Here is a 22206-nt window from a genome sequence, read left to right on the forward strand (position 1 = left end):
GCCTACCTCTGCCTCACTGCAACGGGCTGATGACGGGCAAAGAGCGCTCGGAACACCGGATAGATATCGGCTGGCTTCGATATCCGCGTCATTTGAAAATTCGGTATGCTGCCGTGGACCGTGCGGTAGGCGCGCCACAGAGACGTGCCGTTGTCGGTCGTCCCGAATATGTCGCTCTCGCGCTCGTCGATGATCTCGACATAGGCGTAGTACTGACAGAGTTTCATCAGCGATTCACGCAGGAGATGCGCACAGCGTTCCGAGTCGCCTGTCGCATTGTCGCCGTCGGAGGCCTGGGCCGCATAGATGTTCCAGATGTTCGGTGGATAGCGGTCCTGCACGATACGCTGCATCTCCTCAAGTGCGGACGAGACCACCGTGCCGCCGCTCTGCTTGTCGAAGAAAAACGTCTGCTCATCGACCTCTCGCGCTTCTTCGGTATGGCGGATGAAGACGATTTCGATCCGTTCGTAGCGACGCTTGAGGAAGAGGTGCAGCAAAACGAAGAAGCGTTTGGCCAGGTCCTTTTCGCGTTCGCCCATCGAAGCCGACACATCCATCAGGCAGAACATCACGGCATTCGCGTTCGGCAGCGGCTGCTTTTCGAAGCGATTGAACCGCACATCAAGCGGATCGACATAGGCGATGCGCTGGCGCTTCCGTTTCAAGAGGTCGAGTTCGTCACGCAGGACCTGCAGTTTTTGACGTTGCGCCTGCGACAGCTTTCCTTTGCTTTCGAGTTCCGCGATCTGGTCGAGGATTTCCTGGAATTCGCGTTCGCTGGGACGCCGGAGCGCGACGCGACGCCCGAAGCTGTTGCGCATGGTGCGACCGACATTGATATTGGTCGGCGTTCCCGATGTCGTGAAACCGACACGACGCGACTTGAAGATGACCGTTTCCTTGAGACTGAGCTTGACCATATCGGGGAGTTCGAGATCCTCGAAGAAAAGATCGAGCACCTCGTCGCGGGACAGGACAAAGATAAAATCGTCGTCGCCGCCGGCCTGCCCGCTGTCGGCATTGCCCTGACCGCCGCCGCTATCTGTTTCCGGCTTAGGCAGCTTGTCCCCGGGCGAAAATTCTTCGTTGCCGGGGAGCACATAGTCCCGGTCTCCGCTCCTGATGGAAGGCCGGAAGCTTGGCTCATCGGCACCGCGTCTCGGCATGGGCACGCCATGGGCGGCATCCACGTCTGTGATTTTGTCCGACTTCACCCGGTCCCTGATCGCCCGCTTGACCTGCTCATGGACCCTTCTCAGGAAGCGCTGCCTGTTCCCGAGACTCTTGTCCTTCGGGTTCAGCCGGCGGTCGATGAAATTCGGCATTGGCCTGCCTCCCCTTGGACAGTGCTCAGCAGGCTCCGGAAAAGCTTTCCATGGTTTTCCGACAAGAATCTGCGACAAAACAGAGGTCTAAGCGGATGAATTTTAGCCGGCCTTGTTGACGCGCATATACCAATCCACGAGCCGCCGGACCTGGCGCACAGTATAGCCGCGCTCCGCCATGCGCTCGACAAATTGGGCGTGCTGCTTTTCAGTGGCGCTATCTTTCTTCGAGCCGAAGCTGATGACCGGCAGAAGATCCTCGACCTGGCCGAACATCCGCTTCTCGATCACCTCCCTGAGCTTTTCGTAGCTGGTCCAGCCGGGGTTTCGGCCGTTGTTCTTGGCGCGGGCGCGCAACGTGAATTTTACGACCTCGTTGCGGAAGTCTTTCGGGTTGGCAATGCCGGCGGGCTTCTCGATCTGCGAGAGCTCGCTGTCGAGGACCTCGCGATTGAGGATCTGACCTGTATCGGGATCCTTGAAATCCTGATCTTCGAGCCATGCATCGGCATAGGCGATATAGCGATCGAACAGATTCTGGCCGTATTCGCTATAGGACTCGAGATAGGCCTTCTGGATCTCGTGGCCGATGAACTCGGCATAGCGGGACGCAAGTTCGGACCTGATGAAATCAAGATAGCCGGCTTCTATCTCCTTCGGAAACTGTTCGCGCCGAATTGCCCGTTCGAGAACATACATGAGATGCACCGGGTCGGCCGCGACCTCTTTGGTGTCGTAGTTGAACGTTTCCGATAGAACCTTGAAGGCGAAACGCGTACTGACGCCCGTCATGCCCTCATCGACACCAGCCGCATCGCGATATTCCTGCAGCGACTTCGCCTTGGGATCGGTGTCCTTGAGGTTCTCGCCATCATAGACCCGCATCTTGGTGAAGGTCGGGGAATTCTCATGCAGGGTGAGACGCGTGGCAACCGTGAAGCGGCTGAGGTTTTCCAGCACTTCAGGCGCGCAAGGGCTCTTGGAAAGCTCGCTCTCCCGCAGCAGTTTTTCGTAGATCAGACGTTCCTCTGTGACGCGCAAGCAATACGGGACTTTGACGACCAGGATACGATCGAGGAAAGCCTCGTTGTTCTTGTTGTGCTTGAACTGCAGCCATTCCGACTCGTTGGAATGGGCGAGCACGATGCCCTGGTAAGGGAATGAACCGAAATTCTCCGTGCCGTTATAGCTGCCTTCCTGGGTGGCCGTCAGCAACGGGTGCAGAACCTTGATCGGCGCCTTGAACATTTCGACAAATTCGAGAAGTCCCTGCGTCGTCCGGTTGAGGCCACCGCTAAACGAGTAAGCGTCGGGATCGGCCTGGCTGAAATTCTCCAACTGCCTGATGTCAACCTTGCCGACCAGAGCGGACACGTCCTGATTGTTCTCGTCGCCAGGCTCGGTCTTGGCGATGGCAATCTGGCGCAGACGCGACGGCATGAGCTTTACGACGCTGAACTTGGAAATATCACCGCCGATCTCGTCGAGACGTTTCGCGGCCCAGGGCGAAATCAGACCGGTGAGCCTTCGCCTGGCAATGCCATACTTGTCTTCCAGCAGGTCGGCCATTCGGTCGGGGTGGAAGAGGCCTAGCGGTGATTCGAAGACGGGGCTCACCTTGCCGTTGATGGCCAGCACGTAGATCGGCTGCTGCTCCATCAGCTTCTTCAGGCGTTCGGCCAGCGATGACTTGCCGCCACCGACCGGCCCGAGCAAATAGAGGATCTGCTTGCGCTCTTCGAGTCCCTGTGCCGCATAGCGGAAATAGCCCACCATCCGCTCGATCGTGTCTTCCATTCCATAGAAGTCTGCGAAACTCGGATAAATCTTTATGGTGCGGTTGCCGAAAATCCGCCCAAGGCGTTCGTCGGCACTGGTATCGATCAGTTGAGGCTCGCCTATGGCCTCGACCATTCGCTCCTGCGCCGTGGCATACATTCTTTTCGACTCGCGGCACGCAAGCAGATATTCCTGTAAACTCAGCGTCTCTTGCGCGCCACTCGTATATGTTTTGGAGAAGAGGTCAAAAACGTCGCTATCGCCCGGCCACATGGAATTCTCCTGCGGTTGCCTCTGCTAAGGTTCTGGTCATGCCAACCGCTACTTGATGAAACGCATTCCAGCCCAGTTTGTTCCGTACATGTTCCAACTTAGAGAGGCATGGCTTTCCACGCGCCGGCGCCGACCGAACACCGCGCCGCAACGATATCTTCAATTCTCCATGCCAAACTAATCAACCAGGTATTCACGCATCGGTCGGCGCGGTCCTGTCGTGCGCTCACAGCCAAAGCCCTCAGAGGCAGCATCATGACGAAGATGCGAGCGCTTTCTTACCAACTTCAACGCACAAACCGCACATCATGAAGCTAACAAAGAATGAATGATAATCTTGCATTATCGTTCGTTTTTGTCAATACATACGGAAAAGAAGTGATCAGGGAAAATCCGCGCGCCCAAGGGCACCGGAAGTCATCGGGTTTTGAGCCGTTGCCGAACAGAAGCGTATAGCTAGACAGGCTAGCTAGATTGGAGCAAGTGGATGGAATGGCAGCTACAGGACGCCAAGAACCAATTCTCAAAAGTGGTGCAGAAGGCGCGCCACGAGGGACCTCAGGTGGTTACCGTGCGCGGTGAGCGCACGGCCGTGGTTCTATCCGCCGATGACTACGATGCGCTGCTGGCCGGCCGGCCGACACTGGTCGACGATCTGCTCGGCGGTCCCGCTTGGGACGAGCCGTTCGCCGATGCGGTCGAGGCGCGCGCCAAGACCCCTCGCCACGACGTGAGCGTCTGATGTACCTCGTCGACACCAACATCATCTCGGAAGCGCGACGCGGCACGCCGCAGGCTGCGGCTTGGCTGCGCTCGGTCGACCCGCTCAGCATCTATTTGAGCGCACTGACCTTCGGCGAAATCATGCGCGGCATCGCCTCGCAACAGACGTCGGATCCGAAAGCGGTGGCTCACCTCACCGAATGGCTGCGCAAGCTGCGTCACGACCATGCAGACCGTATCCTGCCGGTGACGGACGAGATTGCCGTCGAATGGGGCCGCCTCAGTGCGATCCGGGCCTGTGGCGATATGAGCGGGCTCCTTGCTGCAACTGCCATTGTGCACGACCTGATCCTCGTCACCCGCAATGTCGGGGATTTCGAAGACACGGATGTATTTGTGATCAATCCTTGGGAGACACCGGCGTGAGCAACCCGATGTCCAGCGCGAAATTATCAGAAGCCGGTTTCTCCGATCGGGGTCATGGTGCAATCGGCACGGAGCCTGATGGCGCAACCCTCCCCTCCGCTGTCATGGACGCGACCGCGCTTTCGGCGCAGCTTGAGCGCCTCGCGGATCGGGCGCGCAGCTATGTCGAGGCCGCCAGTTCCACCAATACAAGGAAAGCCTATGCCTCCGACTGGAAGCATTTTGCCGGCTGGTGCCGCCGCCAGAATCTGTCCTCCCTCCCCCCGGATCCGCAGGTCGTCGGTCTCTACATCACGGCCCTCGCCTCCGGCAGCGCCTTCGGAACCGCCGGACATGGAACGCGAGGCATGACGGTGTCGACGATCGAGCGGCGGCTGTCGGCGATCAGCTGGAATTGTTCGCAGCGTGGCATGGCGCTCGACCGGAAAGATCGCGCCATTGCCACCGTGCTCGCCGGCATCCGCAACATCCACGCCGCCCCGCCGCACCAGAAAGAAGCCATCCTGCCCGAAGACYTGATCGCCATGCTGGAGACACTGGATCGGGGGACCCTGCGCGGCCTGCGTGACCGCGCCATGCTGCTGCTCGGCTTTGCCGGCGGCCTCAGGCGTTCTGAAATCGTCGGGCTGGACCTTGGCCGCGATCAGACCGAGGATGGACGCGGCTGGATCGAGATCCTCGACAAGGGCATGGTTGCCACCCTGCGCGGCAAGACCGGCTGGCGCGAGGTCGAAATCGGTCGCGGCTCATCCAATGCGACCTGCCCCATCATCGCCGTCGAAACCTGGATCAGATTTGCGAGGATCGCCAGGGGCCCATTGTTCCGTCGCGTCCGCGGCCAAGGCAAGGATGTCGGTCCGGATCGCCTCAACGACCAGGAGGTTGCACGCTTGGTCAAAAAGGCAGCGCTTGCCGCCGGTGTACGCGGCGATCTCAGCGAGGGTGAGCGGGCCGAAAAATTCTCCGGCCACTCGTTGCGCGCCGGTCTGGCTTCTTCGGCCGAGGTCGACGAGCGCTATGTGCAGAAGCAGCTCGGCCATGCCAGTGCCGAAATGACCCGCAAATACCAGCGCCGGCGCGACCGCTTCAGGGTCAATCTGACCAAGGCGTCCGGGCTTTAAGGCACCCTCCCCCACGTGTCGGGTTAGAAACAAGCGGTGACTGACTTGACCTGTGATTCCGACGCGCCCTTATATGCTTTGTGAAGCCTGCAATTTGGCGCATGAAAGGATCCGGCCGTGAGTGTCAAAGACATCTTGAAAGCCACGAAAATTGACGAAGCATTTTCGAAAAGCGACCGCGATTCAATCCTTGGCGTCATCAAACAGGCCTACCAGGAATCGTCCATCGCACGACAGATGTTCGACCATTGGGTTAACGACGATAAGCACGTGATCACATTCAAATATGTTGAAGGCGATTTCGAAGCTTTGCTCAATAAAGGCATCGTCAGGCTTGATTTGCGGGAGCTCGATGATGCGAGCTACATCGACAAGCACGGCAATGCGGTCCAGGACTTCCCGTTCACGGCGATCATCCATGAATTGGGCCACGCTCTCACCGGCCGCACCGACAACTGGACGCCCGCAGAGCCGGCCGGCGATAACCAGCTTTTCGCCAACACAATCTACAAGCAGGCCGGATACGTCCAACAGCTTGCCTATATGGCTTACGACGCCCATGGACAAATCATCGAGCGGGGCGTGCACTATACTGACGGCGCCAAGATAGACAGCGCCTGGGTGAAGAAATATCCGGATTTGCCCAACGATTACGACACCACCCATGGCGGCACATTCACCAAGCCATATCGAGACCTCGTTATCGGAAGTGCCGACCAGAACGTGCTCAAGACCGGCGGCGGCGGTGATTTTCTCTACGGCCTGGCGGGCGATGACAAGCTGGTCGGCGGAACAGGGGGCGATCGATTGAACGGCGGGGCCGGACACGACGCGCTGATCGGCGGCGCAGGTCTCGATTATGCAAGTTACAAACTCGCCACCAAGGGCGTGACCGCCGATATTTCCGATAGCTCGCAAAATACCCACGACGCTGCGGGTGACATCTTCAAGTCGATCGAAGGATTGATCGGTTCCAACTTCGCAGACAGGCTGCTCGGCGACAACCGGCACAACATGATCGAGGGGCGCGGCGGAAGCGATCGACTGGAAGGGTTTGGCGGCAACGACGATCTCGATGGCGGCAAGGGCGTGGACGATGCCTACTATCAATCCGACTTCGCTTCATACCATTTCGACAAATCCGCCGGCACAATCTCCAGCAAGGCCGAGGGCACGGATCACCTCACCAATGTCGAGTTCGCCGTGTTTTCCGACGGCACGCTCGACCTTGCGACCGGAAAATTCGAAAGCAATGCCGCGGAAGACCATGTGCATGCGGAACGGCTCACAGACGCACTGGCTTTAACGAGCGGTGCGGACTATCTTGTCTGATAATCTGCCCATCTTAGGGGCATCTCCCGGCGGCAACGCAGCGATACCAGAAGCGCCGAAATGACCTCCAGATATCAATCTTCCTCGTTGATCTCGCCAAGGGGTCCGGGCTTTAAGGCCCGTCCCCTACCAGTCACCCTCTCACATCTTTGAACCGTGTCGGGAGCGCTCTGCAATGCTGGAGAGATCGACTTTCTTACCGGCAACATCCGCGACGATTTTCAAAGTGCCGCCGAGGGATTCGACATAATCGCGAAGCGTTGAAAGTTTCATATCAGCGCGCTTCTCGAGTCTTGAGACGTTGGTCTGCTTAAAACCGGTTCCGGCGGAAACGTCTTCCTGCGTTCGCCCGGCGAGCACCCGCAGTTCACGCAAATTGTTAGCAATCACAAGCTCCTCAACGCGCTTGACAACTGCATACCGTTCATCGCCGGGGAGCGACTGTATCAGCCTATCGAGATCACCCATGTTTCTCCTCCAAGTCGACCAGATGCTTGTCGTATCGTTTGTCCAACATACGAGAACAAAACGATGAGGGCTCTCGACGACAGAATTATTTTGTACCATCGGCTCATGCCGCCGCTATGCTGCAAAAGCCATGACGCCAACCACGAGGTCCACGATGACGGGCGAATGCCCTACCCAACTGCAGGAACGGATGATCATCCGCGGTGACCACCTGGATGCCCGGTCCTTCGTGCCCTGGATCCAGCGCCACGCCGCAAAGCTCGGCCTCGTACAGAAAATCGCCCACACGAGCGCCAACCGAATCGAGATCGAATTGGCCGGAGCCGCTGAACTGATCGACATGATGGAAATGGGATGCTCGCTCGGGCCGATCGACGTCTGGGTCGAGACGATTGACCGCCTGTCGATCGATCCGGGAACCACCTAGCATTGCTCTCGCCTACGCCTTTCTACCCGAATTGCCGTTAATTTCATCAAGATTGCAATTGCGAAATAATTATGCAAACGTGCCCTGTCGAGCGTCCGGACGATCTCTTCAAGTTTACGTTTTCGCTCGATAAACATCGATATGAAGTACAGAAAGTAAGGTCATGCTGTCCGACCTGAGAGACTCCTGGATACCCGTCGCCCTTTCCCAGGATTTGCCGACAGCAACCGTCATGCCTGCGCTCACACCCGCTGGTCCTGCTGCCCTCTGGCGAAGCCGATCCGGGCAGGTGTCCGCCTCGGCGGATCGCTGTCCCCATCGTGGCATGCGTCTTTCCCACGGCTTCGTGCGCGGCGAAGTGTTGTCCTGCATCTATCACGGCTGGAGCTATTCGCAGGCCGGAACCTGTGTCCGTATTCCCGCCCATCCCGGCCTCACCCCGCCGGAGACGATTCGCGTCGTCACGCATAGGGTCGAAGAGGCCAGCGGGATCATATGGGTCGCCGTCGGCGAACCGAGTGCCGGACTACCACAGCTTGCTGGCCTCGCTCCTCTACGCTCTCTGACAGCTAAGGCCGGATTGGGGGCGATCGAAGCAGCGGCTGGCGCCACGGCAGGACCGGAGGGTCTCGTCTGGCAGTCATCTGACGCGCCGGCCATGCGCCTGCTGCTCGTGCCGCAGCGCGATGACGAAACACTGATCCACGTCCTGCTGGCGGAGGGTTCCAATTCGCCCGAACGCATTACCGCATCGCGGGCCATCGAAAGCCTGCGCCGCGCTGCCGAGGAATTTCAACGAAAGGAATCGCGACATGCCGCATGACGCGATGATCGATGAGTGGTATCCGGTCGGCCTCTATAGCCAACTCGACGCACAAGGACGCCGGACGGCGCTGATGGGCGAGCCGATCGACGTTGCGCTCGGCACCGACGGTCAGCCAAGAGTAACGGATGCAAGCGGCCAGGCGCTGCCTATCTGCGTCCGCTACGGCCATGTCTGGTCCTCGATCGGCAAGCCGAACAAGGAGCTATTCCCTATTCCCGAGGCGGACCAGCCCGGCCGCCGGCTGGTCGATGTCGGCGTGGTGCGCGTGCGCTGCTCGCCCTTGCGCGCCGTGGAGAATTTTCTCGACATCGCCCATTTCCCCTTTGTGCACACCGATATCCTCGGCGCCGAACCGCATACCGAAGTGCAGAACTACAAGGTGGAGATCCGGGACGATGTCGACGAGGTCTGGGCGACGCAGGTGAAATTCTATCAACCGCAGGCGGCCAAATCGGCCAGCGGCGGTATCACCACGGAATATATGTATCGCGTGCCGGCGCCGACCTGTTCGGTCCTCTACAAGACCTGCCCGCCCCGCCCCGGCGAATGGGACGTCATCACCCTGTTTGTCCAGCCGCTGGCCGAGGATTTGTGCGACGTCTGGCCGTGGATGGCGCTCTATGACGACGACACACCGATGACCGACCTCATTCATTTCCAGCAGACGATCTTCCTGCAGGATCGCTCGATCCTGGAGAACCAGATTCCGGCGCTGCTGCCGCTCGATCCCGGTATGGAAACACCGACCCGCGCCGACCAAACCTCGATCGCCTATCGCCGCTGGCTCAAACGCCACAATTATCTCTATGGCGCACAGCTGGTGGCACAATGAGGCTCTACGACTACATTCTCTCGCCGAGCTGCTACAAGGTGCGCCTGATGGCAGCCCTGAGCGGTGTTAAGCTCGATCTCCGGCCGGTGGATTTCCATCCCGGCCTGGAACATCGCGGCCCGGAACTGATGGCGCTCAATCCCGGCGGCTCGATCCCGATCCTTGAGGACGGCGACCTGATCCTCACCGAATCCAGCGCCATGCTCGTCTATGTCGCCGCCAAGGCCGCACCGGAATGGCTGGGCAGCGGCGCGGCGGAAGAAGCGGCGCGCATCCAGCAATGGCTGTCCTTCTCGCACCGGCTGACCGCCAATCTCGGCGGCGCGCGCCTGCATGAAATGCTGCTCCGCCCCGGCAATATCGACATGCTGCAGAGCCAGGGCATAGCGGCGCTGCGCGAACTGGAGGCCGGGCTTTTCGAACAGAGCCAGCGGGGCATGCGCTTCCTCGCCTCCGATCGGCCGACGGTCGCCGATATCGCCTGCTTTCCTTATGTGGCGCTGGCCCCCGATGGCGGCGTGTCGCTCGATCCCTATCCGACGATCCGGCTCTGGTCGCGCGCCATCCGCAGCCTCGATCATTTCATTGAAATGCCCGGCATCCACCGGCTGCACGAGCTGAAGCCCGAGCCGCAGCTCGATCTGGAAGGGTCGTGACATGGCCGGCCACTTGCTAAGGAACTGCGCTGCGGTCATCGTCGACGATGGAACTGGCCCAAGCGTCCGCCGCAATGTCGACATCCTGACAAATGGTCCGGCAATCCAGGCCATTGGCGAAGGACTGCACAAGGGTGAATTGCCCGCCGGCACCACCGCGCAGGATGCCGATGGCTGGTTTGTCTATCCCGGCCTCGTCAACACGCATCATCATTTCTTCCAGTGCTTCGTGCGCAATCGCGCCGATCTCGACTGGACCAAGTTGTCGGTAATCGAGTGGCTCGACCGCATCTATCCGATCTTCTCGCGGCTCAATGAGGACTGTTTCTACCATTCCTCGGTGACCGCCATGGCCGAGCTGATCAAGCATGGCTGCACCACCGCCTTCGACCACCAGTACAATTTTCCCCGCCGCGCCGGAAAACGGCTGATCGACCGCCAGTTCGAGGCCGCAGAACTGCTCGGCATGCGGTTTCACGCCGGCCGCGGCGGCAATACGCTGCCGAAATCCGAAGGCTCGACCATTCCGGACGAAATGCTGGAGACGACGGACGAGTTCATCGCCGACTGCGCGCGGCTGATCGACAGCTATCACGACGCCAGCCGCTTCAGCATGCGGCAGGTCGTGGTCGCGCCCTGCCAGCCGGTCAACTGCTACCGTGAGACCTTCGTGCAATCGGTTTCGCTGGCGCGGGACCGCGGCGTGCAGATGCATACCCATGTCGGCGAGGGCGAGAGCCCGGTCATCGCAGCCCGTCACGGCATGCGGACAGTAGATTATCTTGAGGAAATCGGCTTTGCCGGGCCGGACGCCTTCTATGCCCATTGCTGGGAATTGTCCCATGACGAGCTGCGCACCATGGCGGCAAGCGGCAGCGGTGTCTCCCATTGCCCCGAACCGGTCTATCTGGTGGGCGCCGAGGTGACGGATATTCCCGCCATGTCGGCGCTCGGCCTGCGCATCGGGCTGGGCTGCGACGGTGCGGCCTCCAACGACAATTCCAATCTGATGCACTGCATCCATTCCGCCTATATGCTACAATGCCTGGTCGCCTCGACGCGTGCCCATCCTGTGCCCGAACCGGCCGACTTCCTCGGCTATGCGACGACGGGCGGGGCCGCATTGCTCGGCCGCAACGACATCGGCCGGCTGGCGCCCGGCATGGCCGCCGATCTCTTCGCCATCGACACGCGGCGCATGGATTATGTCGGCACGCGGCATGATCCGCTCAGCCTGATTGCCAAGGTGGGCGTGGGAGCGCCGACCGACCTGACCATGATCAATGGCCGCGTGGTCTGGGAAAAGGGCGCCTTTCCCGCATTGGACGAAGCCAAGCTTGCCGCCGACGCAGAAACAGCGCTTGCCAAACTGGAATTCTAGCAACTCAAAACGAGGGGAACTGACATGCTCTACAATATGACCCGCAGAACACTGATGAAGGGCCTTGCCGCCACCGGCCTCGCCGGCGCTTTCGGCGGCCGCGTGGCCTTTGCTGCCGACGAGCCGCTCGGCATCACGCTCGTCGTGCCGTCGCCGATCGGCGATGTCGGCTGGGGCCATGCGCTCGCTGCCGGCCTCGACCCGGTCAAGGCGGCCTATGGCGACAAGGTGAAGGTCACCATTCTCGAAAATATCGCCGAAGGCCCGGATGCCGACCGGATCATGAACAAGACCGTTGCCGACGGCAACAAGTTCCTGATCGCCGGCTCTTTCGGCTACCAGAACGGCGCCTTGCAGCTCGCCCGCCGTGATCCGAGCGTCACCGTGCTGCATGCTTCGGGCTTCCAGGTGGCGCCGAATTTCTCGCCGTTTGCGGCAAAATATTTCCAGGGCACCTATCTGCTCGGCATGGCGGCGGCGAAGCTTTCCAAGACCGGCAAGCTCGGCTCGGTCTCGGCTTTCGCCATTCCCGAACTCATCACCTCGATCAACGCCTTCACACTCGGCGCCCAGGCGGTGAAGCCCGATATCGAAGTGTCGGTCGTCTGGGTGAATTCCTGGTTCGATCCGGCCAAGGAGCAGGAAGCCGCCAAGGCGCTGATCGCGCAGAACTGCGACGTGATCTTCTCCAATGCCCAGGATACGCCCTCGGTCATTTCGGCCTGCGAAGAGGCCGGCATCTACGTCTTCAACCTCAATTCATCGATGACGAAATATGCGCCCAAGACCTATCTCGGCTGCGTCGAAACGGATTGGTCGCCTTTCTTCAAGGCATCGGTCGATGCCCACATCGCCGGCACGTTCAAGGGCGCCAACACCTTCCTCGGCGTCGCCGACAAGGTCGTCAAGGTCGTCGACTGGAGCAAGGATATCCCGGCCGACACGATGACCAAGATCAAGGATGTGGAAGCCAAGATCGCCGCCGGCAGCTTCTCGCCCTTCACCGGACCGATCACCAAGGCAGACGGCAGCGAAGCTGTCGCCACCGGCAAGACCATGACCGATCCGGAAATCGTCGCAATGGATTGGCATGTCAAGGGTGTCACCACGCCGCTGCCGAAGTAAGCCATGGCCCCGCCCCTTCTGTCGCTCCGCGGCATTTCGAAAAGCTACGGACAGATCCAGGCCAATCGCGAGATCGACCTGGATGTGGCGCCGCAGTCGATCCATGCGGTCCTCGGAGAGAACGGGGCGGGCAAATCGACGCTGATGAAGCTGATTTATGGCGTCGAGCAGCCGGACGACGGAACCGTCGTCTGGCAGGGCGAGCCTTTGAGCCTCGCCTCCCCCGCGGAGGCGCGGCGCAATGGCATCGGCATGGTTTTCCAGCACTTCTCGCTGTTCGAGACCTTGACCGTCGTCGAGAATATCCAGCTGGTCGTGCCGGGCCGCAAGGCCGATCTCATGCAACGCATCCGCAAGCTCGGCCAGGATTTCGGTCTTGAGGTCGACCCGCTTGCGCATGTGCATGTGCTTTCCGTCGGCGAGCGGCAGAGGGTGGAGATCATCCGCTGCCTGATGACCGATCCGAAGCTGCTCATCCTCGACGAGCCGACATCGGTTCTGCCGCCGCAGGCGGTGGAGAAGCTGTTCGAGACGCTCAGGCGACTGCGTGACCGCGGCGTCTCCATTCTGTTCATCTCGCACAAGCTCGAGGAAATCCGCGCGATCTGCGACCATGCCACCATTTTGCGTGGCGGCCGCGTCACCGGCAATGTCGACCCGCGCGACCATGATGCACATGATCTTGCGAAGCTGATGATCGGCCGCGACATGCCGGAGCCGATGCCGGCGCTGCCGCATTCCGGCGGCGAAAAGCGGCTGGAGATCATCGGCCTCGACCATCGGCGCGACGACCCGTTTGCCGTATCGCTCTCCGATGTCAGCTTGACAGTGCGTGCCGGCGAAATCCTCGGTATTGCCGGCATTTCGGGCAACGGCCAGAGCGAGCTCGCAGCGTTGATCTCCGGCGAAACCATGCTGCCGCGGGACCAGCGCGACCGGATCCTGATGATGGGCAAGGATGTGGGGACGCTGGATGCGGCGGCCCGCCGAAAACTCGGATTTGCCTTCGTTCCCGAGGATCGGCTGGGACGCGGCGCCGTGCCGGAAATGTCGCTCGTCCTCAACAGTCTTTTGACCGCCCACCCGCTCGGTCTCCTCAGGCACGGGCTGGTCAACAAGACAAAGGCAACGGCATTTGCCACGGATTGTATCCGGCAATACGACGTCCGCACCCCCGGCCCGAACGCCGAGGCCGGCGCGCTGTCCGGCGGCAATCTGCAAAAATTCATCGTCGGCCGTGAGATCATGCTCTCGCCAAAACTGCTGTTCGTGGCGCAACCGACCTGGGGCGTCGACATCGGTGCCGCATCCGCCATTCGCCGGCGACTTGTCGCACTGCGCAACGAGGGCATGGCGATCCTGGTGATTTCCGAAGAACTCGAGGAGCTTTTCGAGCTCTGCGACGCCATTCAAGTGCTCTATCACGGCAGGCTCAGCCCGCCGCTGGTCACCCGCGACACCCGCCCCGAAGAAATCGGCCGGTACATGATCGGGGCGCATATCTCACCGGAGAAAGTCCCCGCATGAGCGTTTCCGCCGCGACCTTCCTTCCCGCACTTGTTCGCCGGGAGCATGCCTCGCTGACCGCGGCGCTCGTGGCGCCGCCAGCGGCGCTCGGGATAGCCCTCATCCTCAATCTCGTGCTTTACACACTGATGGGCCGCGATCCCGTGGCTGTCACATATGCCATGCTCATCGAGCCGTTCTTCTCCTGGTCGTCGTTTTCCGAGGTCCTGCTGAAGATGGGGCCAATGCTGCTGATCGCGCAGGGATTGGCGATCGGATTTCGCGCCAAGGTGTTCAATATCGGCGCGGAGGGCCAGTTCATCCTCGGCGCCATCTTCGCCTCGGCCATCCCGATATGGTTTCCGCAGGCGACGGGGCAGTGGATCTGGCCGCTGATGCTCATTCTCGGCGCTGTCGGCGGTGCGCTCTGGGCCTCGATCACCGCCTTCTGGCGGGTCAGGCTCAATGCCAACGAAATCCTCGTCTCCCTGATGCTGAGCCTGGTGGCGGCGCAGCTGCTCAATTACCTGTTGCTTGGTCCCTGGAAGGATCCGGCCGGTTTCAATTTCCCGCAATCGGTGATGTTCCAGTATGACGCGATGGTGCCCATCCTGATCCCCGGCACGCGCGTCAACGTTTCGCTGCTCATCACATTTGCGCTCTCCTTCGCCGCCTGGCTCTTCATGCAAAAGAGTTTTACCGGCTATAAGCTGCAGGTCGGCGGCCTTGCGCCACGCGCCGCCGGCTATGCCGGCTTCAGCCAAGGCCGCGCGATCTGGCTGTCACTGCTGATCGGCGGTTTCGCGGCCGGCCTCGCTGGTGCTGCCGAGGTCGCCGGACCGCTCGGGCAGCTGCAGCGCTCGATCTCCACCGGCTACGGCTATTCGGCGATCATCGTTGCCTATCTCGGCGGCTTGCATCCGATCGGCATCATCTTCTCGGCGCTGATCATGGCGGCCCTTTCCATCGGCGGCGACAATGCCATGGTGTCGGCAAACCTGCCGATCGCGGCCGTGCGCGTGTTCCAGGGCAGCCTGCTGCTCGCCTATCTCGTCGCCATCGCCTTCGTGCGCTATCGCCTCGAATGGCGCCACGCCGCCCACCGGAGCAGATCATGAACGCCATCGAGTTCATCCTTGCCGGCATGCTCGCGGCGGCGACGCCTTTTCTGCTCGCCGCCCTCGGGGAACTGGTGGTCGAGCGCGCCGGGGTCCTCAATCTCGGCGTCGAAGGCCTGATGGCTTTCGGTGCGTCGCTTGCCTTCATCATCGTCTATCACGGCGGCGGACACATCCTGGCTTTCATCGCCGCCGGCATCGGAGGCGCCCTGCTCGCTTTGGTCTTTGCCCTGGTGGCACTCGGCTTCCGGGCCAACCAGGTGGCGACGGGCCTTGCGATCAGCATTCTCGGCCAGGGGCTGTCGGCGCTGTTCGGCAAGAGCTACGAGGCGCTGACGGTCAAGGGGATTGCCAAGCTCGCCATTCCCGGCCTCTCAGGAATCCCGGTGATCGGCAAGCTGTTCGTCCAGGACGCAGTCGTCTGGCTTTCGCTGGCCGCGACGCTGGCGATCTGGGCAACGTTTGCCTATTCCAAGCTGGGCCTCGTCATCCGCGCCATCGGCGAGAACCCAAAGGCCGCACATGCCATCGGCTACCCGGTCATCGCCGTCCGCGTCGCCGCCGTCGCCTTTGGCGGCTTGATGGCAGGTTTTGCCGGCGCCTATGCCTCCGTGGTCTATACGCCGCTCTGGGCGGACGGCATGATTGCCGGCCGCGGCTGGATCGCTATCGCCTTGGTCGTCTTCGGCACCTGGCTCACCGGCCGCATCTTTCTCGGCGCCTGTCTCTTCGGGGCCGTATCGCTGATGGGCCTCGCCGCCCAGGCGACCGGACTGGATCTGCCATCGCAATTGCTGTCGAGCCTGCCTTACCTCGTCACGATCATCGTGCTCGGCATCATTTCAGCCGACCGCCGCCTGCTGAAGCTGAATGGCGTCGCCTCCCTCGGCGAACCCTTCGAGCGGTCGTGAGGGCGGGCCAGCACATCGTTGAAGAAATAGGCATAGAGTAAACCGCGGAGCGCTCCGGGCGTGTCTCCGAAGCCGTCGCACGCAAATGCGCGGCCGGTAACAGGGCGCCTACGAATCCCTTCAACTGCCGGCATTGGAAACGACAGGGGCTGTCAGGCACCACTCGAGGCGATGACCGGCGGCACCGAATGCAATCGTTGCGCTCCAATTCCGCGCCTTGTCCCGGAGCCTCAGAAATAAATCCGGCCTCTATCCCAAATGGGACACTCCCCGAGGAGCCGAAACCTGTAGGCCTTTTCCCGAACCGGGATTGTTCCGGCTGTTGGCAGTCCTGAGCCGCAACCAACTCTTGCTCGCGCTCAGGAAAATAGCGAGGTTTCAATGACTTTTACCAATGCGATCACCACGCGATCGGCTGTCTTCGCCATCGACAATTCCGACGAAGCATGGACTTTGGCCGATGGGCCGGAAATCGACAGCGATACACTCACCCTGGAGCACGTCTCCAAGGCGGACCTGCACGCGTCAGATTTTATTTTCTGATCCAGATTCATGCCGGACAGCCCTGTCTTATCGCCCATCCGAAACCGCTCCTCGCTTGGCGAGGGGTCCTGAACCGGCCGGGCAACAGCAAGTCTCCTCGGCCAACCCGAAAACAACGACGGCTCACGCATGACCACGAAAGACATCACCGGCGACAATGCCGGTCAAATGACGGCTGACGCTTCCGATACGGCCTGGCATCTGGTCAAGGGGGCGACGATCACCGCGACCCAGTACGGCTTTTTCGAAGATGTCGTATTTGCGCGCAATGCCTATCGCATCGACGGAGGCATCGAAACCACCTTGCTGTCCGGCATAGGGATCCAGTCTTATGGCGACGATGTCGAAGTCAACATCGGCAGAACCGGCACAATATCGGGAGGCACGGGACTGGACCTTCGGGGTGACGGGGCCTTTGTCAGCAATTTCGGATCGATCCAGACGGATGCCGGCTATGGAATAATCGTGACCGGCCAAGTCGGAGCAATACGGAATCAGGGCCTGATTTCCGCCTCTATCGGCATCTTTGCCACATCAGGCGATCTCGTCGTCAACGGTTCGCATGGCCGTATCGAAGCCGACAATATCGCCATCTTTTTTGTCGCGGAAGCGGGAGACAAAACGAAGGCCATCAACCACGGGCTCATATCGGCGAGCCGTTTCGGGCATGCCTATCTCGGCTATGTCAGTGACGACAGCGTGATCAACGATGGCCGGATGCAAGGCCGCATCGACATGGCAGGCGGCAATGACTTTTTTGACAATCGCGGCGGCGTTTTGACCAAGGAGGTTTGGGGCGGCGCGGGAGACGATACAATGATCGTCGATAATTCCCACGACCGGCTCAAGGAGTTTGCCGGCGAGGGCTTCGACACGATGAAGTCCACGGTCAGCTATGCGCTTCAGGCCAATGTGGAAAGATTGCAGCTCATTGGCTGCGAAAATATCGACGCCACCGGCAATGCGCTTGGCAATGACATCAAGGGCAACAGCGGCGACAATCATCTTTCCGGCGATGGCGGCAGTGATATCCTGACCGGTGGCAAGGGTGCCGATACCTTCATCTTCAAGACCGGTTTCAGTCATGACCGAGTCACCGATTTCGGGCTCGGCGCCGACCGCATTGATCTTTCGGGCCTTTCTGTCGTGACGGATTATGCCGACCTGATAGCCCATCGTGTCAGCACATCCGGCCTCGACCTGATCATCCACGCGGGAACCGATCAGCTTGTCCTTGAGCACGTCTCCAAGGCGGATCTGCACGCCTCGGATTTCATTTTCTGATCGAGGCAATCCGCAAGGCCAACGGAGAGTTCGTCTATGCGGATGCGCTTGATTTGCGCCTTTCACTTCCCCTGGAAATCGACCTGTTGTCGGACGGACATCGAATTCCACCAGCGCTTAGAATAACTCGCCACCCAAGGAACCGAAGCTATGTCATCGAATGCAAGCGGAAGCGACGAAACACTGGTCAATACCTACACCACCGGCAATCAATACGGTCCCTCGACCACCGCGCTTGCGGATGTTGGCTGGCTGGTCACGTGGTATGGCGAAGGCACGGAAGACAATGATGGCGTCTACCAGCAGCGCTATGGCGCGGGCGGTGCGACAGTGGGGGCTGAGACGCTGGTCAACACCTATGTCACCGGCAATCAACACGGTCCCTCGACCGCTGCGCTCGCCGATGGCGGCTGGCTGGTGACCTGGTACGGCGAAGGCGTGGAAGACGCGGCTGGCGTCTATCAGCAGCGCTATGGCGCGAACGGCGCGACAGTCGGGACGGAGACGCTGGTCAACAGCTACGTCACCGGCAATCAAGCCTCTCCCTCGACCACCGCGCTTGCCGATGGCGGTTGGCTGGTCACATGGACCGGCGAGGGCGCGGCAGACGCCTTTGGCGTCTACCAGCAGCGCTATGGTGCGGATGGCAAGGCAATCGGGACGGAGACGCTGGTCAACACCTATGTCACCGGCAATCAAGACTATTCCTCGACCACCGCGCTTGCCGATGGCGGCTGGGTCGTCACTTGGTATGGCGAAGGAACAGGCGATAGCCAAGGGGTTTATCAGCGGCGCTACAGCGCCGATGGCAATACAGTGGGATCTGAGACACTGATCAACGCATACACCACCGGTGGCCAGGTTTATCCTTCAACAGTCGCGCTTGCCGACGGCGGCTGGCTGGTCACTTGGCATGGCGAGGGTACGGAAGATAGCGGCGGCCTCTACCAGCAGCGCTACAGCACCGATGGCAACATGGTTGGATCTGAGACGCTGATCAATACCTATACCACCAATTTCCAAGTCTATCCCACGGTGACGGCCCTCGCCGATGGCGGCTGGTTGGCTACATGGTGTGGCGAAGGAGCCGGAGACCTGCTTGGCATCTACCAGCAGCGTTATGCTGAGGATGGCGCGACAATAGGATCCGAGACACTGGTCAACGCCTATACCACGGGCAATCAACTCATTCCCGTAACCACTGCGCTTGCCGATGGCGGTTGGGTGGTCGCATGGTATGGCGAAGAGACTGGAGACGCCACTGGCATCTACCAGCGACATTTTGCAGCTGATATCGATAGCTCGAACCATGCCGACAAGCTCACCGGCACCGGCTGGGACGAATACCTGATCGGCTATGGCGGCAATGACCGGCTCGACGGCAAAGGCGGCAATGATGTGCTGATCGGCGGCTTCGGCGACGACACCTACATTGTCAATTCCAAGGGCGATGATGTTCAGGAACTCGCTGTGCAGGGCACGGATACAGTGCTTGCCTCAATCCGCTATACGCTTGGCGGAGCCGTAGAAAATCTGACGCTGACCGGCAAGGCCAATATCGATGCCACCGGCAATGCGCTTGCCAATCATATCACCGGCAATTTAGGCAACAACGTCCTCAAGGGGCTCGCGGGTGCGGATATCATCACCAGCGGCAAGGGCGCCGACAAACTCTATGGCGGGGCGGACGCCGACCATTTCATTTTCACGACCGGCGACGGTGCCGACACCATCAAGGACTTCGATGCCAACGGCTCGGATCACGACGTCATCGATCTCGGCCATGTCAAAGGGCTCGCGGATTTCGCCGATCTCAAAGCGCATCACATCGAGCAGGCCGGATCAGCGGTGGTGATCAATTTTACCGCCCATGACTCGATCACGCTGGAGGGCGTGAAGATCAATCATCTGAGCGCCGCCGACTTCACGTTCTGAAGATCGAAGCCGCGATCGATGCCATGGCCATCGGTTGCGGCACAGGTGGAGATGGTGGTGTGAATGAAGAATTTCCGTTCCACGCCAGACGTAAAGCTTGCAGAAGCGCTTTGTACGGTGAGGACAAATCTCCCCATGCCGGCTTTCATCGGCGACATGGGACTGGCAGCCGAAGCCGTGTTGAACCGCAGGCGCGTCCTGCAAAAGGTGGATGGGATCAGGAATGTTTGGGCGCAGCTACGGGCAAATTGCATTTCTGGCGCTGCTGGTCCTCTTGCCGTTTGCCTGCTTTGCCCTGTCCTTCCGAATACAGGATGAACAATGGCAGTATGACCATCCCGGACGTGGACACTATTATCTCGTTTTTGCCGCCGCGGTTCTGTTTGTAAGTATCGGCATGCTGTTCCACATTTTGAGGGAAAACGCCCGGCTCATTTTTGGGATGCTGGAAATCATCTTCTCGGTCATTTTCTTCCGCTCTGCCCTCACAAATGCCGACAACATCCTCCGGGCACTGGCGTCGAACAACTTCAGCTTCGCGTCGGACTTGGTCGTCATTCTGGCATTGCTCACCGCCGCCCTTTATGTCTTCCTCAGTGGGTTTGGCAATGTCGGGCGAGGCGTTTTGGGGAACCCTCGGCTGGAGAAGGCGTGGCGCTGGTTCAGCCTGAAAGTGTGACACCCTCGGACTGTTGTCGCGACGGTGCCTGTCAGCAGCGATACAATTCGGATGGCGGCAGCGCCTGTCCGGCAAAGGACGGCTGATGTAGATCTTTTTCCGCGCCAACCAGTCTTTCCCATCCACCAACCTGCATCCTTGCGAGCGCCGATGAACCACATGCGTATTCTTCATGCATTTTTCCTTATCCTCGCAACAGCGCAAAGCTGTTACGCCTTGGAAGCTTCGACTTACCAAGGTCGTCTTGGCGATTTGCCTGTTATCGTCGAATTGACGGAGGCGGGTCCGGATGGCGCGTTTGTGGGGCGCTATGCCTATATTGCCAAAGGCGTCGACATTCCCTTGCATGGCGTCCGGAGCAAGACCGGAATGACGCTTGAAGAAGAGCGGCCATGCACACCGGCGCTGTGCAGGAAAAGTGACGGGAAAACCGTCGAGCACGCACCGATCGGTGCGGACTGGACGTTGACGGCGGAGGCTCACGCGGCCCGGCTATCCGGCATCTGGCATGACCGGGAAAGCGGCAGGTCGCTGCATATCACACTTGCTCGTGTGGCCAGCCGCGATCTCGGTGATGCCAGTAGCACCGATCTGGATGCACTCGATCCGCTCAAGGTTTTTGATATCGGCCTTCCCGGCGTCTTGACGGCCGGCGACCTGCCCGATGATTTTCTGAAAATGCACTATCCGTTCGAGAAGGGCGAAGAGACCGTAGCAGACCGGGGCCGATTTAGGATGGATAAGGATCCGCGGGTCGGGCTCTCCTATCCAACGATTGTCAGCCTGGGCGGCGCGGACGTCGCACCCGTCAACGCCTATTTGTTGCAACAACGGCTGAAATGGGAATACTTCGGTTTTGATTGTCTCCAGAAGGCATATCTCGGCTACGGCTGGAGCGAAGACCTTGGCGGCCAGACGAACGGTTATGATGGCAATGACAGTGTCAGCATCGCATATCTCACACCGCGTTTGCTCGGTCTTTGGGAGGATGGCAGCTACTTTTGCGGCGGCGCGTATCCGGAAAACTTCTCGCATTATCTGCTCGCGGATGTGAGGACCGGCGAGGCTCTCGCCCCCGAAGCCCTGCTCAAGGGCTGGCTGGTCAAGAATGAAGATGACACCGTTGTCGACCCCGCCACGGTCGACGATYAATCAGGCCTGCGATATGAACCGAGTGAGGACCTCATCAAATTCGTTGTCAGCAAGCGTGAGAGATTCGATGCAGCAACAGAGACCGATTGCGGCTTCGACGACCTCGTGCGCAGCAATCTCGGCGTCTATTTTACCGAGGACAGTCTGGTTTTCACCCTGAAAACGCTGCCGCACGCGATTTTTGCCTGTACTGAAGTTCTTCTGACGGTTCCGCTCAAGCAGGCGCGCCCGCTGCTGACCGATGCCGGTGCCGGCTATTTTGAGATGTTTGATCGTTGATGCCGTTGTCGGGTGAAATGAAACGCCGGCGACAACATCTTCACGAATGAGGGACCTGTGACCTTTGCTGTTTCGACGCCATCTCCAATGCAGGATCGCGCA

Annotated in this window: 21 protein-coding genes; 18 read left to right on the plus strand and 3 right to left on the minus strand. The window is 60.0% G+C overall.

From position 1 onward, the window contains the following. Positions 1-2: 2 nt before the first annotated feature. Positions 3-1328, minus strand: coding sequence for a YeaH/YhbH family protein (locus AC1DYF_RS31395; RefSeq protein ID WP_477881615.1), 1326 nt, complete (start codon positions 1326-1328; stop codon positions 3-5). Positions 1329-1430: 102 nt separating this feature from the next. Further along, a complete protein-coding gene (locus tag AC1DYF_RS31400; protein WP_477881616.1) occupies positions 1431-3380 on the minus strand; it encodes a PrkA family serine protein kinase in 1950 nt (649 codons plus the stop codon). A 487-nt stretch (positions 3381-3867) separates the two neighbouring features. On the opposite strand from AC1DYF_RS31400, the gene AC1DYF_RS31405 reads away from it, so the two are divergent. From AC1DYF_RS31405 to AC1DYF_RS31420, 4 genes are all read left to right on the plus strand, one after another. Then, positions 3868-4122, plus strand: coding sequence for a type II toxin-antitoxin system Phd/YefM family antitoxin (locus AC1DYF_RS31405; protein WP_477881618.1), 255 nt, complete (start codon positions 3868-3870; stop codon positions 4120-4122). Next, positions 4122-4529 carry a PIN domain-containing protein gene (locus tag AC1DYF_RS31410; RefSeq protein ID WP_477881620.1) on the plus strand — a complete coding sequence of 136 codons (408 nt, stop codon included), beginning with the start codon at positions 4122-4124 and terminating at the stop codon, positions 4527-4529. The genes AC1DYF_RS31405 and AC1DYF_RS31410 overlap by 1 nt, the downstream gene beginning before the upstream one ends. Further along, complete coding sequence (locus tag AC1DYF_RS31415) at positions 4526-5650, plus strand: site-specific integrase (RefSeq protein ID WP_477881622.1); 1125 nt, start codon at positions 4526-4528, stop codon at positions 5648-5650. Before AC1DYF_RS31410 ends, AC1DYF_RS31415 begins: the two co-directional genes overlap by 4 nt. 117 nt (positions 5651-5767) lie before the next feature. After that, on the plus strand, positions 5768-6982 hold the full coding sequence (locus AC1DYF_RS31420; protein ID WP_477881624.1) for a calcium-binding protein: 1215 nt from the start codon (positions 5768-5770) through the stop codon (positions 6980-6982). Between the two features lie 141 nt (positions 6983-7123). Here AC1DYF_RS31420 and AC1DYF_RS31425 read toward each other — a convergent pair whose 3' ends face one another. Further along, positions 7124-7450, minus strand: a complete 327-nt coding sequence (locus tag AC1DYF_RS31425) for a helix-turn-helix domain-containing protein (RefSeq protein WP_477881626.1) — start codon at positions 7448-7450, stop codon at positions 7124-7126. A 154-nt stretch (positions 7451-7604) separates the two neighbouring features. Here AC1DYF_RS31425 and AC1DYF_RS31430 point away from each other — a divergent pair, with 154 nt between their 5' ends. From AC1DYF_RS31430 to AC1DYF_RS31495, 14 genes are all read left to right on the plus strand, one after another. Then, on the plus strand, positions 7605-7877 hold the full coding sequence (locus tag AC1DYF_RS31430; protein WP_477881628.1) for an acylphosphatase: 273 nt from the start codon (positions 7605-7607) through the stop codon (positions 7875-7877). A 163-nt stretch (positions 7878-8040) separates the two neighbouring features. Then, positions 8041-8700: a Rieske 2Fe-2S domain-containing protein gene (locus tag AC1DYF_RS31435; RefSeq protein ID WP_477881630.1), complete on the plus strand. Its 660-nt coding sequence runs from the start codon at positions 8041-8043 to the stop codon at positions 8698-8700. Beyond that, positions 8690-9535 carry an aromatic ring-hydroxylating dioxygenase subunit alpha gene (locus tag AC1DYF_RS31440; protein WP_477881631.1) on the plus strand — a complete coding sequence of 282 codons (846 nt, stop codon included), beginning with the start codon at positions 8690-8692 and terminating at the stop codon, positions 9533-9535. Before AC1DYF_RS31435 ends, AC1DYF_RS31440 begins: the two co-directional genes overlap by 11 nt. Further along, positions 9532-10191 (plus strand): glutathione S-transferase family protein, encoded by a 660-nt coding sequence (locus tag AC1DYF_RS31445; protein WP_477881633.1) that lies wholly within the window; start codon positions 9532-9534, stop codon positions 10189-10191. The genes AC1DYF_RS31440 and AC1DYF_RS31445 overlap by 4 nt, the downstream gene beginning before the upstream one ends. A 1-nt stretch (position 10192) precedes the next feature. Further along, on the plus strand, positions 10193-11572 hold the full coding sequence (locus AC1DYF_RS31450) for an amidohydrolase (protein ID WP_477881635.1): 1380 nt from the start codon (positions 10193-10195) through the stop codon (positions 11570-11572). A gap of 24 nt (positions 11573-11596) precedes the next feature. Then, entirely contained in the window at positions 11597-12697 is a 1101-nt protein-coding gene (locus AC1DYF_RS31455) for a BMP family ABC transporter substrate-binding protein (RefSeq protein WP_477881637.1), read from the plus strand. Between the two features lie 3 nt (positions 12698-12700). Beyond that, positions 12701-14224, plus strand: a complete 1524-nt coding sequence (locus AC1DYF_RS31460) for an ABC transporter ATP-binding protein (protein WP_477881639.1) — start codon at positions 12701-12703, stop codon at positions 14222-14224. Next, positions 14221-15321: an ABC transporter permease gene (locus AC1DYF_RS31465; RefSeq protein ID WP_477881641.1), complete on the plus strand. Its 1101-nt coding sequence runs from the start codon at positions 14221-14223 to the stop codon at positions 15319-15321. Before AC1DYF_RS31460 ends, AC1DYF_RS31465 begins: the two co-directional genes overlap by 4 nt. Further along, positions 15318-16232 (plus strand): ABC transporter permease, encoded by a 915-nt coding sequence (locus tag AC1DYF_RS31470; RefSeq protein ID WP_477881643.1) that lies wholly within the window; start codon positions 15318-15320, stop codon positions 16230-16232. The genes AC1DYF_RS31465 and AC1DYF_RS31470 overlap by 4 nt, the downstream gene beginning before the upstream one ends. Positions 16233-16613: 381 nt before the next feature. Beyond that, positions 16614-16775 carry a hypothetical protein gene (locus AC1DYF_RS31475; RefSeq protein ID WP_477881645.1) on the plus strand — a complete coding sequence of 54 codons (162 nt, stop codon included), beginning with the start codon at positions 16614-16616 and terminating at the stop codon, positions 16773-16775. Between the two features lie 129 nt (positions 16776-16904). Further along, complete coding sequence (locus AC1DYF_RS31480) at positions 16905-18059, plus strand: M10 family metallopeptidase C-terminal domain-containing protein (RefSeq protein WP_477881647.1); 1155 nt, start codon at positions 16905-16907, stop codon at positions 18057-18059. Positions 18060-18209: 150 nt separating this feature from the next. Beyond that, the gene (locus AC1DYF_RS31485; protein WP_477881649.1) at positions 18210-19994 is read left to right on the plus strand and encodes a calcium-binding protein; all 1785 of its coding nucleotides are present in this window, start codon (positions 18210-18212) and stop codon (positions 19992-19994) included. Positions 19995-20217: 223 nt separating this feature from the next. Beyond that, a complete protein-coding gene (locus AC1DYF_RS31490) occupies positions 20218-20673 on the plus strand; it encodes a hypothetical protein (protein WP_477881651.1) in 456 nt (151 codons plus the stop codon). A gap of 150 nt (positions 20674-20823) precedes the next feature. Further along, positions 20824-22104: a hypothetical protein gene (locus AC1DYF_RS31495; RefSeq protein ID WP_477881653.1), complete on the plus strand. Its 1281-nt coding sequence runs from the start codon at positions 20824-20826 to the stop codon at positions 22102-22104. The last annotated feature ends 102 nt before the right edge of the window (positions 22105-22206 follow it).

The sequence above is a fragment of the Rhizobium sp. P2_G9 genome (assembly GCF_056403475.1).

Coding starts and splice junctions, on each gene's coding strand:
- AC1DYF_RS31395 (WP_477881615.1), bottom strand. CDS start 1,328: ATGCCGAATTTCATCGACCGCCGGCTGAACCCGAAGGACAAGAGTCTC.
- AC1DYF_RS31400 (WP_477881616.1), bottom strand. CDS start 3,380: ATGTGGCCGGGCGATAGCGACGTTTTTGACCTCTTCTCCAAAACATAT.
- AC1DYF_RS31405 (WP_477881618.1), top strand. CDS start 3,868: ATGGAATGGCAGCTACAGGACGCCAAGAACCAATTCTCAAAAGTGGTG.
- AC1DYF_RS31410 (WP_477881620.1), top strand. CDS start 4,122: ATGTACCTCGTCGACACCAACATCATCTCGGAAGCGCGACGCGGCACG.
- AC1DYF_RS31425 (WP_477881626.1), bottom strand. CDS start 7,450: ATGGGTGATCTCGATAGGCTGATACAGTCGCTCCCCGGCGATGAACGG.
- AC1DYF_RS31430 (WP_477881628.1), top strand. CDS start 7,605: ATGACGGGCGAATGCCCTACCCAACTGCAGGAACGGATGATCATCCGC.
- AC1DYF_RS31435 (WP_477881630.1), top strand. CDS start 8,041: ATGCTGTCCGACCTGAGAGACTCCTGGATACCCGTCGCCCTTTCCCAG.
- AC1DYF_RS31440 (WP_477881631.1), top strand. CDS start 8,690: ATGCCGCATGACGCGATGATCGATGAGTGGTATCCGGTCGGCCTCTAT.
- AC1DYF_RS31445 (WP_477881633.1), top strand. CDS start 9,532: ATGAGGCTCTACGACTACATTCTCTCGCCGAGCTGCTACAAGGTGCGC.
- AC1DYF_RS31450 (WP_477881635.1), top strand. CDS start 10,193: ATGGCCGGCCACTTGCTAAGGAACTGCGCTGCGGTCATCGTCGACGAT.
- AC1DYF_RS31455 (WP_477881637.1), top strand. CDS start 11,597: ATGCTCTACAATATGACCCGCAGAACACTGATGAAGGGCCTTGCCGCC.
- AC1DYF_RS31460 (WP_477881639.1), top strand. CDS start 12,701: ATGGCCCCGCCCCTTCTGTCGCTCCGCGGCATTTCGAAAAGCTACGGA.
- AC1DYF_RS31465 (WP_477881641.1), top strand. CDS start 14,221: ATGAGCGTTTCCGCCGCGACCTTCCTTCCCGCACTTGTTCGCCGGGAG.
- AC1DYF_RS31470 (WP_477881643.1), top strand. CDS start 15,318: ATGAACGCCATCGAGTTCATCCTTGCCGGCATGCTCGCGGCGGCGACG.
- AC1DYF_RS31475 (WP_477881645.1), top strand. CDS start 16,614: ATGACTTTTACCAATGCGATCACCACGCGATCGGCTGTCTTCGCCATC.
- AC1DYF_RS31480 (WP_477881647.1), top strand. CDS start 16,905: ATGACCACGAAAGACATCACCGGCGACAATGCCGGTCAAATGACGGCT.
- AC1DYF_RS31485 (WP_477881649.1), top strand. CDS start 18,210: ATGTCATCGAATGCAAGCGGAAGCGACGAAACACTGGTCAATACCTAC.
- AC1DYF_RS31490 (WP_477881651.1), top strand. CDS start 20,218: ATGTTTGGGCGCAGCTACGGGCAAATTGCATTTCTGGCGCTGCTGGTC.